This is a genomic window from Flavobacterium sp. Arc2, assembly GCF_041431385.1.
Taxonomy (GTDB): Bacteria; Bacteroidota; Bacteroidia; order Flavobacteriales; family Flavobacteriaceae; genus Flavobacterium.
Window position 1 is genome coordinate 42,947 of record NZ_JASMRH010000027.1, and the last position, 14,294, is coordinate 57,240.

The 14,294-nt window shown below is 32.5% G+C and carries 10 protein-coding genes; 3 read left to right on the forward strand and 7 right to left on the reverse strand.

What is annotated here, in order from left to right:
* Positions 1 to 7: 7 nt before the first annotated feature.
* Positions 8 to 3,658 (reverse strand): M1 family aminopeptidase, encoded by a 3,651-nt coding sequence (locus QO182_RS16395; protein ID WP_371562850.1) that lies wholly within the window; start codon positions 3,656 to 3,658, stop codon positions 8 to 10.
* Positions 3,658 to 4,536: an ABC transporter ATP-binding protein gene (locus tag QO182_RS16400; RefSeq protein WP_371562828.1), complete on the reverse strand. Its 879-nt coding sequence runs from the start codon at positions 4,534 to 4,536 to the stop codon at positions 3,658 to 3,660. Before QO182_RS16400 ends, QO182_RS16395 begins: the two co-directional genes overlap by 1 nt.
* A 135-nt stretch (positions 4,537 to 4,671) precedes the next feature.
* Between QO182_RS16400 and thiL the strand changes: the two genes are divergently transcribed.
* Positions 4,672 to 5,718: a thiamine-phosphate kinase gene (thiL, locus tag QO182_RS16405; RefSeq protein ID WP_371537807.1), complete on the forward strand. Its 1,047-nt coding sequence runs from the start codon at positions 4,672 to 4,674 to the stop codon at positions 5,716 to 5,718.
* Between the two features lie 60 nt (positions 5,719 to 5,778).
* Here thiL and QO182_RS16410 read toward each other — a convergent pair whose 3' ends face one another.
* The 5 genes from QO182_RS16410 to QO182_RS16430 form a co-directional block, all read right to left on the reverse strand.
* The gene (locus QO182_RS16410) at positions 5,779 to 6,471 is read right to left on the reverse strand and encodes a response regulator (protein WP_371562830.1); all 693 of its coding nucleotides are present in this window, start codon (positions 6,469 to 6,471) and stop codon (positions 5,779 to 5,781) included.
* A gap of 2 nt (positions 6,472 to 6,473) precedes the next feature.
* Positions 6,474 to 8,522: a sensor histidine kinase gene (locus QO182_RS16415; protein WP_371562833.1), complete on the reverse strand. Its 2,049-nt coding sequence runs from the start codon at positions 8,520 to 8,522 to the stop codon at positions 6,474 to 6,476.
* A 108-nt stretch (positions 8,523 to 8,630) separates the two neighbouring features.
* On the reverse strand, positions 8,631 to 8,939 hold the full coding sequence (locus QO182_RS16420; RefSeq protein WP_371562836.1) for a 3-oxoacyl-ACP reductase: 309 nt from the start codon (positions 8,937 to 8,939) through the stop codon (positions 8,631 to 8,633).
* A 183-nt stretch (positions 8,940 to 9,122) separates the two neighbouring features.
* Positions 9,123 to 9,935 (reverse strand): LytR/AlgR family response regulator transcription factor, encoded by an 813-nt coding sequence (locus QO182_RS16425; protein WP_371562838.1) that lies wholly within the window; start codon positions 9,933 to 9,935, stop codon positions 9,123 to 9,125.
* A 351-nt stretch (positions 9,936 to 10,286) separates the two neighbouring features.
* Positions 10,287 to 11,828: a glycine--tRNA ligase gene (locus QO182_RS16430; RefSeq protein ID WP_371562841.1), complete on the reverse strand. Its 1,542-nt coding sequence runs from the start codon at positions 11,826 to 11,828 to the stop codon at positions 10,287 to 10,289.
* Between the two features lie 94 nt (positions 11,829 to 11,922).
* Between QO182_RS16430 and QO182_RS16435 the strand changes: the two genes are divergently transcribed.
* A complete protein-coding gene (locus QO182_RS16435) occupies positions 11,923 to 12,606 on the forward strand; it encodes a ComF family protein (RefSeq protein ID WP_371562844.1) in 684 nt (227 codons plus the stop codon).
* A gap of 299 nt (positions 12,607 to 12,905) precedes the next feature.
* Positions 12,906 to 13,514 carry a superoxide dismutase gene (locus tag QO182_RS16440; RefSeq protein ID WP_371562845.1) on the forward strand — a complete coding sequence of 203 codons (609 nt, stop codon included), beginning with the start codon at positions 12,906 to 12,908 and terminating at the stop codon, positions 13,512 to 13,514.
* Positions 13,515 to 14,294: the final 780 nt, after the last annotated feature.

Genomic DNA, 14,294 nt, shown 5'->3' on the forward strand with positions numbered 1-14,294 from the left:
TAATAAATTACAATTTCTTTCGGTTATCATCTGAATTCGCATCAATTAATTTATTGTAGGGATCAACTCCTACTTCCGAGGGTTTTTCATTAACAACTATGGTTATTTTATTATCAATTTTATCGATTTTATATTTCTTTAAATGCAATTCCTTTTCGGCACTTTTACCTTTAACCTGCTCTTCGTTAAAAACACCAATCTCAATATAATCCTTTAGAGGAAAGGATGTTGTTGCGATTCTATCGCCCTTTTTCTTGTAAGATAAAGTTTTTCCCTTTGCATCTTTAAAAATTCGCTTCCCTTGATCATCAGCTCGGTATTTTACAACTTCAAACTCAATATCTACTTGGTATTTTCCATTGGCTAATTTTTTCGAAGTCGCTTTTTTAATTCTGTTGTCATATAAGGTAATTGTTTCAAACATGTCATTAATTACATATTTTAAAGAATCTGGAGTGGCTTGTTTTAAAAGCTCGACAAGTTCCACAGAATTGGTATATGGAGCCTCTTGACAACCTACTTTTTGAATGTATGATTTCAAAACTCCATTTAATTTTTCTTCTCCTATAAAATCACTTAAAGCATAAAACACATGAGAACCTTTTTCATAATGAATGTATTGTTGATTTTCATTATACATCAATGGTTTCTCCTTTTTCTTCTCCATCGTTCTTCCCCTTAAATAATTGTCTAGAGATACTTTCAAGAATTTTCGCATTTGCGATTTACCATATTTATGTTCTAAAACCTTTAAAGAACTGTATTCAGATAAACTTTCGGATAACATGGTAGCACCTTGAACATTTGCCCCAATAACCTGGTGTGCCCACCATTGATGAGCTACTTCGTGAGATGTTACTGCAAATGGATAATCTACCGCAACTTTATCATCATCATTCACAGCTGCTATAAAACCTATGGCTTCAGAAAAAGGAATTGTATTAGCATAAGACTGCGCAAAAGTTCCTACCGTCCTAGGATATTCCATAATTCGAACTTGCTTGTGCTGGTATGGACTAAAATTAGCAGTATAATAGTCAAAGGATTTTTTTATCCCAGAAACCATTCTGTCCAAATTGTATTCATGTCCTTTATGGTAATAAATTTCAATATTTACATTTTTCCACTTATCACGTTTAACTTCATATTTAGCCGAATTATAAGCATAGAAATTAAGCATTTTTTGGTCCATTTTGTAATGAAAATAATTCCTTCCGTCCTTGTTCCATTGCTTTTGCAAATAACCTGGAGCAATTGCCGTCTGGTCACCAGAAGTACTTACAGTAGTTTCAAAAGTAACCCAGTCAGCATCACTGCTGATGTAGTTGTTTTTCCTTGCAATTGAATCCATTGGACTGGCCATTCTTTCTTTTGCCTTCAAGCCGTGTTTCTTTCTAACATCATCGTCACTCAGTTCTCCGTTTTCACTATAACCAATAGACGGAAAAGAACTGTTGTTAATAAAGGTTCCGTTATAAATCACTGGCGAATTATTCTTAAATAAACTATTTGCTTTATTTTTTACTTCAAAAGACATCTCAATAGAATCTCCGGGAGCTATGGCTTTAACCAACTTATAGATGTTGAAATTAAAAACAGTGTCTTTAGATACCAGCTCTACCCGTTTTGAAAACGTAATCTGCGTTTCATAGTCGTTATAATTCACAAAAACAGAATCGATGTTTTCTTTGCTTTTATTCTTCAACAAATAAGTTCCTTTAGCTGTAAAATTTCTCTCTTCCGGAAATAAATCCATAGCAACTTTAATATCGGTGATTCTAGGCTGTGCGTAATTTTGATACTTTTTATACTTCTTTTCCCAAGCGACCGCCAAATTTTCAGACTCTTGGTTTGTCCTGTATTCGTTTACAATGTTATCCTGATAGTAAATTATACTACCAAGAGCAAAAAACCCAATTAATGGAAGAACTACTAAAATTGCGGTATTTCTATTCCATCTTGCTTTAGCATCTGAAAACCGTGCCATTGCCGACTGTCCTATTCCTCTTGTCCAGAACAGAAGTGTTATCCCAAAAAGAACAAGCCCCAGCAGCAACCAATATCCTTTGTACAAATAATACAATGCTAAATTGCTTCCATATCCATTCATGTCAGAATATTGAAACCCTGTGTCGCTATTGAATCGGTAAATCCTTTGTTCTACTCCAATTTTCGGAAGAAAAACCAAACCTATGACAAGAATAAGCAGCACAAAAAACCCAAGCAGGTAATTTTTGAACAATGTTTGAATAAAAAGCGCCAAAAAAGCCCAAATCACAAAGTCTACTAGTTTCACCGCATACAGTTCAAATAGATAGTGTCCGATTTCAAAATTAAAATACCCCTTATAACATTGAATTGCTATTCCGCCAATCATTATGACCGCCAAAAGCACCATTTGCATTTTAAATAATGCCAGAAATTTGGAAAATAACAAAACCCAGTTCGGAATTGGAGTTACGTCAATCAAATGGTTCATTCTGGCAGCTACACCACGATGAATTAAAATTCCAGCAAAAAGAAAAGTCAAAACATTTATAAAAAGACTAAATGTACTTCCAGGGATCAATAGCATTTGCCAGGTCACAGGATAGGTTTGTGTCCCAAAAATTTCACCCGCAGTCAATGATACAATTAAAATAAACATTAATCCAACTAGTACAATGCTAATAAAAATCCAGTTTTTCACAATGAATTTAAAATCCACTTTGGATAAATTCCAGGCGGTTTTTAAATTTTGTTTAGTCGAAAAATTGAGCTTTACCTGGGGTAAATTGATTCTTGTAATTCCTCCAAAATTATTTTTTGTAATTCGCTCTTCTTTTTTACTTCTTCCAATGGTTAAGGCATTTTGGGTAAACGAAAAATAACGATACAAAAAACCAAAAATCAGAAGTGAAACCCCCAGCCAAATCATTCTATTATATATGACTACTCCTTCAAAAGGAAGTAAGTTTACGTTTTTTTCTGAAACGGTCCAATACTGAGTATAGTATCGCAATGCATCACCACCAAAAGGATTTAGAAGTCCTGCAATAAAACGATTGTCAGCATCATTTGTAAAACTACTAACCATACTTTGAACAAACAATAATAAAATCACGGTTATAAACCCAACGGAAATATTTCTGGTGATAGTTACAACTGCAAAGACAATTACACCGTAAAAAAATAAATTCGGAATTACGAAAATAAAATAAATCTGCAAATAAGCCATAATATTAACTGGCCCTAACAAATCTTGATTTACATATGGTAGAAAACTTGCACAAAAAGCCCCCAAACCGATAGCCAAAACGATTAATATTACTACTGTCAACGAACTCAAAAACTTCCCTAATAAATAATCCGTTTTTGTAAATGGATAAGAAAACAGAATCGTATGCATGTTATACTTAAAATCCCTGTATACTGATGCCCCGATTATCGAAGGCAACAGGAAATAAGTAAACACAGAGAGTACGTTGATAATTTCGTTCAATGCTATTGGCGAATTAGCTAAAGCATTGGAGGATGTTGTGACAGTAACATTGTCAAAAACACCCAAACTACTCGCCATCATCAACATCGAAAGAATAAAGAAAATAGCAATATATATGTAGAAAGATGGATTTTTGAACCACCTTTTTAACTCAAAAGTAAATATAGTTCCTAACATCATATTGAATCATTTTTTAGTGCAACAAAATATACATCTTCAAGTTGAGGCAGAGAAGAAGCAAAACTTTCATTTGGTTTATTTGAACTGTGAACTCTAATGTTTAGAGTATTATCCTCGTTGTAATTAGAAGAAATAACATTGAACTCATTTTCATTTTCTTCTAATGTCTCCCGTTCTATGATTTTGGTCCAAATTTTACCACTTAGCGCATCTGTAACCGCTTTTGGCGTTCCCTGAGTTAAAATTTTTCCCCCATTTAAAATTGCCATTTCATTGCAAAGTTCTTTTACATCATCTACAATGTGTGTGGAAAAAATTACAGTGTGATTTGTTCCTATTTCACGTAATACATTTAAAAAACGATGTCTTTCGGCAGGGTCTAAACCAGCCGTTGGTTCATCGACAATAATTAGTTTCGGATTATTTAACAACAATTGCGCAATTCCAAAGCGTTGCTTCATCCCACCTGAATAACCATTTACATCTTTCATTCGAACTTCATATAAATTGGTAACTTCCAAAACTTGCTTTACAATTGCAACTCTATCTACTTTTGAAGCAATTCCTTTTAACTGAGCAAAATAGTCTAACAATTTTTCGGCAGACATATTAGGATAGACTCCAAATTCTTGAGGCAAATAACCTAAGACCTTGCGTAAACCCATTTGATCTTCCAATACATTAATACCCTCAAATTCAATTGTACCAGAATCCGGTTTTTGTAATGTAGATATTGTACGCATTAAAGATGATTTCCCAGCCCCGTTAGGACCCAAAAGCCCAAACATCCCAGTTCCTATTTCGAGATTCAAATTATCCAAGGCTTTTACACCGTTTTTATACGTCTTACTAAGATTAGTTATTTTAAGCTTCATTCTAAAAGGTTTTTATGGTTTATATAATAAGTATCACCTTGTTAAAAACGTTACAATAATAAATTATAAAACTTTATAAAGATCAAAATTTACAACCTAATTATCTTCGTACCTTTGTCTTTTAAAATAAACATGATGATTGAAGATAAAACCCCACAACGTACAAGTATTGCTCAATTAGGAGAATTTGCATTAATTGATCACTTAACAAAAAACTTTGAAATCATCCAGCCTTCGACTTTAAAAGGAATTGGTGATGATGCAGCAGTACTGGACTTTAAGGACAAGAAAGTCGTTATTTCTACAGATATATTAGTTGAAGGAGTCCATTTTGATTTGGCTTACATGCCCTTAAAACATTTAGGCTATAAAGCGGTGACTACAAATATTTCTGATATTTGCGCAATGAATGCAAAGGCTACGCAAATAACAGTTTCTATTGCAGTTTCTAATCGTTTCCCTCTAGAAGCATTAGACGAATTATTTGCAGGAATCACACATGCTTCAAATGAATATAAAGTTGACGTTATTGGTGGAGATACTACTTCGTCACAAAAAGGATTAATCATCAGCATAACCGTAATTGGCGAAGCAGATGAAGAAGAGATTGTCTATAGAAATGGCGCTAAACAAACCGACTTATTAGTAGTTACAGGTGACATTGGAGCAGCTTATATGGGACTACAAGTTTTAGAGCGTGAGAAGCAAGTTTTTCAAGTAAATCCAAACTCACAACCTGATTTAGATGCTTATACTTATTTGATTGAGCGCCAACTAAAACCGGAAGCTAGAAAAGACGTTCGTACCTTATTGCATGCCTTAGAAATAAAACCAACATCAATGATTGACATTTCAGATGGATTATCCTCGGAAATCATGCATTTATGCAAGCAGTCAAATGTAGGCTGTAATTTATACGAAGATAAACTACCACTTGACCCGCAGTTGATAAATGTATGTGAGGAATTTGATATTGATTCTACTACAGTAGCCATAAACGGTGGTGAAGATTATGAATTGCTTTTCACCATTGCCATGGAAGATTTTGAAAAAATTAAAGGAAACCCTAATTTCTCTATCATTGGCCACATGACCCAAGAAAGCGAAGGAATACATTTAATCACCAGAGCGGATACTAAAATTCCTCTAAAAGCACGTGGCTGGGACGCTATGACTGAATAAAAAACCAAAAACGGCATTTATAAATTTATAAATGCCGTTTTTTTTATACTTGTTAGATCGTTAAAATAACAATCCAATATTTCTTGCTTCACGAACTAGATCGACGTCACTTCCATCAATTACATTCAACAATTCTTTAAGATTTAACTTTCTAACTTCGATTGCATTTAAAGATATTGGTATGTATTGAGGCATCTCTTTGGCTTTTGTTCCTTTAGACAAATGAAATAAAATCTGCTTATCAAACAAATCAATTTCAATACTATGATTTTGTGACTCTAACATTTTAATAACCGATTGGCTGTAATATGTTTCGTTCTTTATCACTTTATCAAAGGCAAATAGTAGCTCATCAAATGTTAAATCATTTTTTATAACCAATCCATTCGGATTTATATTTTTTATGATTGTTTTTATCTTTAAAAACTCCGTGAACATTGTAAGTAAAATGATTTTGCAATTCGGCATATGTTCCAAAATCAATTTGGCCACATCTTCACCTGAATAAATACCCTTATCTTCATAAGGAGGCATACTTATGTCCAAAAAAGCAATATCAAAAGCTTGAGATTTTGGGTTTGTGATAACATCATATGCTGATTCACAATCCTTTGCTTCTGTTATAAAAAACTCATGATGCGTTGGATTATATCTTGTAATTGCATTCTTATATCCTTGTATAATAAACGGATGATCATCCACAATTAGTATGTTACTTTTTGCAGTTGTTGGGGCAGCTGAATCGATTGTCATTTCTATGTAGGTATTTGTTTTTGTTCGATTGGAATTATAATGGTAATAATTGTACCGTCTCCTTTTTTTGATTTTATATGAAATTCTCCGTGACATTCTTTCGTTCGAGAAAGCATATTTTGAATACCTATACCTTTCTTTTTCACTGTTGCATTAAATCCAATTCCGTTATCGCTGATTATTAACGATAAATTATTATCCTTCTTTTTCAATTCAATTTTAATAGTACTCGCATTGGCATACTTATTAATATTTTGAAGCGACTCTTGCATGATACGGTACAAATTAATCTTTACCGAGTTAACTAATAACTCCCATTTTATAGTGCTATCAATATTTGAAATCAGTTTAGACGGATATGTTTTTCTTTGTTCTTCAAACAGATTGTCGACGATGGCAACGAAGTTATTAATTAATTCTGATTTTTCCCTATTTAAATCATGTGAAATTTCACGAATATCTTGTTCTATATTCTTTAACTCGGATAAGTAAGCACTTCTTTGGCTGACCGCCATCTCATCTTGGAATCCATTTAGACCATCTAAATTCATACGGACACCAAACATCCTCCCTAAAACACCATCATGTAGTTCCTGCGCGACTCTTCTTTTCTCTTCAACTCTATTCGTTTCTATTGTATTTTGCTGAGATATCATTAAATTATAAATATCCTCATTAGCTTTCTGTTGTTGTTGCTTATACAAAAGCACCCTATTTCTTGTTTTCTGGTCCTTAATAATATAGGTAAGCAACCCTAAAATCGCAATAAAACTAAAAGTATATACTAAATTTCTGTTTTGAATTGTTAAATCTGAATTCTCACCTCTGATCACATCCGTTTCATACTCGATACGAGAGAATTTATCTCCCATTTTACGCTCAGCGTTTTGTAACTCCTCATTGATATGAATGTATTCCCTATTATAAACTGCTGCCTTTTCGGGCTCGACAATTGATAATTGCTTTAAAGCTACTAAAACATCTCGAGAAACATTGCTCGATTTAGCTAACAACAAAGCTTCATTTGAATATTTCAATGCACTCACAGTATCCTTTTTTGACGCAAAGTACTCCGACAAATGAATTTTATTGACAAATATACCAGAAGTCAGCTTTAAATTCTCACTCAGTTTCAATGAACTGTAAAACAATTCAGGAAGACCATCGGTTTCATTTAATTTAAATTTGGCATAGGCCAGATTATCCGATAGAACAGCAAATAAAGTTGGTTTATGTTTAAGTAAGTTATTTTGATCTAATCCTTGTTGAAAATAACTTTTAGCCAATGAATACTTTTTAGCGTTTAAATATAAAAAACCAATATTATTAAACGAACTAGCTTTTGATTGATATTCCTCAGGGATTGATTGATCATCACTAATTAACAATGCTTTATTAGAATAAATCAATGCATTGTCATACTCTCCAAGCTCGTTGTATATTAATCCTAAAAGATTAAAAGCATCATACAAAACATTATTCGCGTTTTTTACACCTTTAATTTTTCTTAAGACATTAAAAACTGTATTCTGAGCCCCTAAAAAAGCCCCGATTTTATACTGTAAATTTGCTTTGTTAATTAAGATTTTGCTTAAAACAATATTGTCAGTAGTCTTTACATACAACTTTGCTGCTTTATTATAAAACATAAAAGCACTATCTGAAATTGCTTGAGAATCATAATAATCGCCTAAATAGGTGTACGCTTTTGTTAAATGTAAAGTGTCTTTAGCAAAATCTGATTTTTTTAAAACAAGTTGAACTGTTTTATTAAAGCCTTTCCAATCACTTAAATTATAATATCGATTGGCTACTTTGAATAAATTCACACGATTTAAAGAATCGTCTTCCTGATTTATAACTATTTCAAAAGATTTTTCAGTATATATCTGTCTTTCTTCTCTTGTTAAATTTAAATTATTAGCCAATAAAAAATAAGTAGAAAGACTATCGGCTGTAGAATTAACAGCTGTTTTTTCTGCTTTTTTTTGGGAACAACCAAAAAAAACAAACAATAGTACAAAAAGATATATAGAGTATTTATTTTTCAATAGTAGTTTGTGATTTTTATCAAAAATACTAAAATAAAACTATTGTCATAAAAAAAGGCTATCAATTAATTGATAGCCTAAGAATTATTCGTGAAAATTAGATTAAAATCAGTCTAATTTCATATTTCCTGCAGAAGTTGAACCTTGCCCTATAATATCTAATTTCATATTTCCTGCAGAAGTTGAACCTTGTCCTATAATATCTAATTTCATATTTCCTGCAGAAGTTGAACCTTGTCCTATAATATCTAATTTCATATTTCCCGCAGAAGTTGAACCTTGTCCTATAATGTCTAATTTCATATTTCCTGCAGAAGTTGAACCTTGTCCTATAATACTATTAGTTTCAGACGTAGTAAAAGATGTTAGAGTCATTACTAAAGAGAACAGTCCGATTGTTAAGATAGATTTTTTCATAATTGTGGGGATTTTTTATGTTATTTGTTTGTTTTTACATTTATATAACGACCTGATTTCTCTGTCATTACAATGTAAAAGTACACAAGAGCTTTCGCTATTTCCTACAAGAAAAAGAGTAAATGGTAGGATGTACTCGTTTGATAGTGAACGGTACCCAAATCTTGGTAGATGGCTGTTTTTTTAAATTTCTAAGTAATTTCCGTTGGAAATTTCAGAAATTATAAGGTCGATGTTAGCCTTATATGACTTCGAAAAAGGAATTTTCGTCGCATTGTTTTTGATAAAACACACGGCATTCCCCGTATGAATCCTTGAAATATAACGCGCATTAACAATATAACTATTATGAATCCGGACAAAAGGATACGATAAGATAGCTTCAAAGTGTTTTAATGTTTTGAACGCAGTAATCATTTCGCCACCATTTAGGTGAATATCTGTAGAATTGTTGTCGGCCTGTAAATAACAAATATCTCTGGCATCAATATACCTATGATCACCATACGATTTTATACACAATATTAGAGGTTTGTCAGTCGCAATAGTCTCATGCTGCACTACAACTGTTGGTCTCTCATCTAAAACATATGATTGATCTATAACAGTGCCACTATCAGCGTTGAATTTATTCAACTTTAAGATTGATTTTACAAAATCGATGCGCGCCAAAGGCTTCAAAATATAATCTGTAACATTATATTGAATTGCTTCATAGGCTAAATCCTTCTTAGAAGTGGTAACAATAATTTTAGGAATTATTTTCAAATAGCGGTGCAGTTCATTGATAAGCAACAATGATAGCTTGCTCTTTTTATTTGAAGGATCAATCTCGAGAAAAATTAATTGGGGAGTATGTTCTAATATAAGGTTCAAACCTTCTTCATAACTATTTGCCGAAGCGACGAAGGCTAGCTCCGAAAAACTATCAGCCATGGCCTTTGTTTTCAAAACACTTTCTTGATCATCATCAATAATAATGTACGAATAGTTCATTTATGGCTGTTCCTAAATTGTTAGGCGTATTATTTGCGGTATAACCCAGCTTACACTTCAAATAATAGCAAAATCTATGGTAGTTTTGGGAAACTCTTTAAGTAAAAAAATCAATTATTTTTCATTTTTTAACAAAATAAAAATACATGATTCATTGAGTATTCATGTGTGTTGTTAATATGTTGTTAACAAATGTTCATAGATTATGATGAAATGCATATAAATCCGATTAAGTACGCAATTGTCGCGACCCGAAATGACCTCATTTTAAACACTATACATATTTAACTACTAAAAAACAAAAGGCTTTCCAAATTTGGAAAGCCTTTGTATACATTATAAAGTAACTGATTACATTTTCATTAACCAATTTTTCATCGACACTTCATTTTCAATTATCGAATTCAATTCGGATATTTTAACTCGATCTTGTTTCATCGTATCACGATGACGAATCGTTACTGTTTGATCCTCTATAGTTTGATGATCTACTGTAATACAAAACGGAGTTCCTAATGCATCTTGTCTTCTATAGCGACGACCTACCGCATCTTTCTCATCATAGCCCACATTGAAATCCCATTTTAAATCTTCAACAATTTTATGGGCTATTTCAGGTAAACCATCTTTTTTAACTAATGGTAATACTACTGCTTTCGTAGGCGCTAATACCGACGGTAATTTCAGTACTGTTCTTGTTGAACCATCTTCTAAAGTTTCTTCTTTTAATGAAGTCGCAAAAACAGCCAAGAACATTCTGTCTAATCCAACAGATGTTTCCACTACGTAAGGCACATAATTCTGATTCAACTCTGCATCAAAATATTGTAATTTTCTACCTGAGAATTTTTCGTGTGCTTTTAAATCAAAATCAGTACGAGAGTGAATTCCTTCTAATTCTTTAAATCCAAAAGGAAAATTAAATTCTATATCTGCCGCTGCATTAGCATAATGGGCTAGTTTTTCATGGTCATGAAAACGATAATTTTCTTTCCCTAAACCAAGAGATAAATGCCATTTCAATCGCGCTTCTTTCCAGAATTCATAATGTCTCATTTCATCTCCAGGACGAACAAAAAATTGCATTTCCATTTGTTCAAATTCACGCATACGGAAGATAAACTGTCTAGCAACAATTTCATTTCTAAAAGCCTTACCGGTTTGAGCAATACCAAAAGGAACTTTCATTCTTCCCGATTTTTGAACATTCAGAAAATTTACAAAAATACCTTGAGCAGTTTCAGGACGCAAATATAAATCCATTGCAGTATCTGCGGATGCCCCTAATTTTGTTCCAAACATCAAGTTAAACTGTCTTACTTCTGTCCAGTTACGAGAACCCGTTTCAGGACAAGCTATTTCTAACTCTTCAATTAATGCTTTTACATCTTCTAAATCTTCATTTCCTAAAGAACGCCCTAAACGCTCTAGGATTTCTCTTTCCCTAGCCTTGTACTCAACAACTCTAGTGTTAGTAGATACAAATTCAGCTTCATCAAAAGCATCGCCAAAACGTACTTTTGCCTTTTCAACCTCTTTAATTGCTTTAATATTAAGCTTTTCAGCATAATCTTCAATTAAAACATCGGCTCTATATCTTCTTTTCGAATCTTTATTATCAATTAATGGGTCATTAAAGGCATCTACGTGGCCCGAAGCTTTCCAAGTTGTTGGATGCATTAATATCGAGGCATCAAGACCTACAATATTATCATTCAACTGGACCATTGCTTTCCACCAGTACTCACGGATGTTCTTTTTTAACTCTACTCCGTTTTGCGCATAATCATATACCGCACTTAAACCATCGTATATTTCGCTTGACGGAAAAATAAATCCGTACTCTTTTGCATGCGAAATTACATTCTTAAATATGTCTTCTTGTTTTGCCATACTGCAAAAATATAAAAAGTGAACTAAAAAAAAGAAAAATAGCAGAAGTTTGAAGCATTCATTTTCATATTTTTATAAATAAATTAGCAATTAAATGGTTAAATATCTTTTAAATCTATTCTTTCCTCCCGTATGCAGTGGATGCAACTCATTTTTACTGACAAATGAAAAAGTAATATGTACGTTGTGCAGACATCATATTCCTTTAACAAATCATCATTTAATTCCAGAAAATGAAGCTTTCAAAAAATTTTACGGCAGAATTCATTTAGAATATGCTTCTGCTTTTCTTTATTTTCATAAAAAAGGAATCGTTCAAGAACTTATCCATAAATTGAAATATAAAGGGCATGAAGAAATAGGAACTATTTTAGGAAACTGGTACGCAGAAGATCTAAAGGAGAATATGGCCCTAAAAACAGCAGATATTATCATCCCGGTTCCTTTGCATAAAAAGAAATTTAAAGAAAGAGGCTATAATCAGGTAACTAGTTTTGGATTAGCTCTTTCAGATGAATTAAGAATACCTTATAATGACTCTCTATTGTTTCGAACCGTTTATTCAAAAACACAATCGAAAAAAAATCTATTAGGTAGAACAGAGGGAATTGAAACCGTTTTTGATGTTTCCTTTAATGAAAAAGACCATAACAAACACTATCTTCTTGTTGACGACGTAATCACAACAGGCGCAACCTTAGAAGCCTGCTCCAGAGCTTTGTTGAAAATTCCAGGAGCAAGAATTAGTATTGTTTGTATGGCCATGGCACAGTCCTAATATTCGCATTTTAATCGAAAGCATGAAAATAACATATCCTATTTTGATTGGTATTTTAATTTAGAAAAAGAATTAGAAAATCAGGACGTAAAATGGTCGAGACAAAGCTCGAAATGAAATTTTAAACCATTCATATTTTATAATAAATTACATTTCATCTCGCTAAAAGGGCGATAATCAGAAGAAATAAGAACACTATCAATTAAATAAATGTTATAATAGCTAAATAGAATTTCCAATTCCAAAGTTAAATGTTTAAATTTGAATAAAATTTTTATAAATCATTAAACAAATATATCATGGCTTTTGAATTACCTCAATTACCTTATGCGTACGACGCATTAGAACCTCATATTGATGCACGTACGATGGAGATTCATTACACGAAGCATCATAACGCCTATACTACTAATCTTAATGCAGCAATTGCAGGTACAGATATGGAAGGCAAGACAATCGAAAACATTTTGATTAACCTTGACATGAAAAATACTGCTGTTCGTAATAACGGTGGAGGTTTTTACAATCACAATCTTTATTGGAATGTAATGACTCCAAACGGAGGCGGACTTCCAACAGGAGATTTATTAACTGCAATTGAAACTGCTTTTGGATCTTTTGAAGAATTTAAAGCAAAATTCAGCAAAGCGGGTGCTACTCAATTTGGTTCAGGTTGGGCTTGGCTATGTGTTCATAAAGGTGGTAAACTTGATGTTTGTGGAACTCCAAATCAAGACAATCCATTAATGCCTGGAATAGGATGTGGTGGAACTCCAATCTTAGGAATGGACGTTTGGGAACATGCATATTATTTACATTACCAAAATAGAAGACCTGATTATATTGAAGCTTTCTTTAATGTAATTAACTGGACAGAAGTATCTCGAAGATTTGCATCTGAGAAATAGTAAAAAAAGGTTAGAAGTACGAGATGGAAGGATTGAAGTTAAAGTTAATTCCTAAATACTCCATCAAATAGTATACAAGAAGACGGATGAACTTACTAAGTTCATCCGTCTTTTTTATTTGTTTTTATTTCTTTTACTTCCCAATTCACCTTTCTAACCTTTTCATAGGTTTATTACATAAAAAAGGCGGAATTGCTTCCACCTTTTTTGCCCCAAATCTACCATAAACTTAACCTACTAATTTTATGGTGATATAAACTTAATCCAAAAAAACACCGTCTGCAACTATTTAAGACCAACAACATATAAAAACGATAAAATGCTAAAAATTAGACTCTTACTCTCTAAATTAAGACAAATAACATACTAAATACTTCGTTTTTAATGTTAGCTGCCAGAATACAATAGCGCTCTTACAACTAAATCAAAAAGCCTCGCATTTCAACTTATGAAACGCAAGGCTTTTTCTTACTTCATTTTATTCCAATAAAAAAGATGGAATTACTTCCACCTTTTTTGCCCCAAATCTACCATAAACTTAACCTACTAATTCTATAGTGATATAAACTTAATCCAAAAAAACACCGTCTGCAACTATTTAAGACCAACAACCTATAAAAACGATAAAATGCTAAAAATTAGACTCTTACCCTCTGAATTAAGACAAATAACATCCTAAATACTTCATTTTTAATGTTAGCTACCAGAATACAATAGCGCTCTTACAACTAAATCAAAAAGCCTCGCATTTCAACTTATGAAACGCAAGGCTTTTTCTTA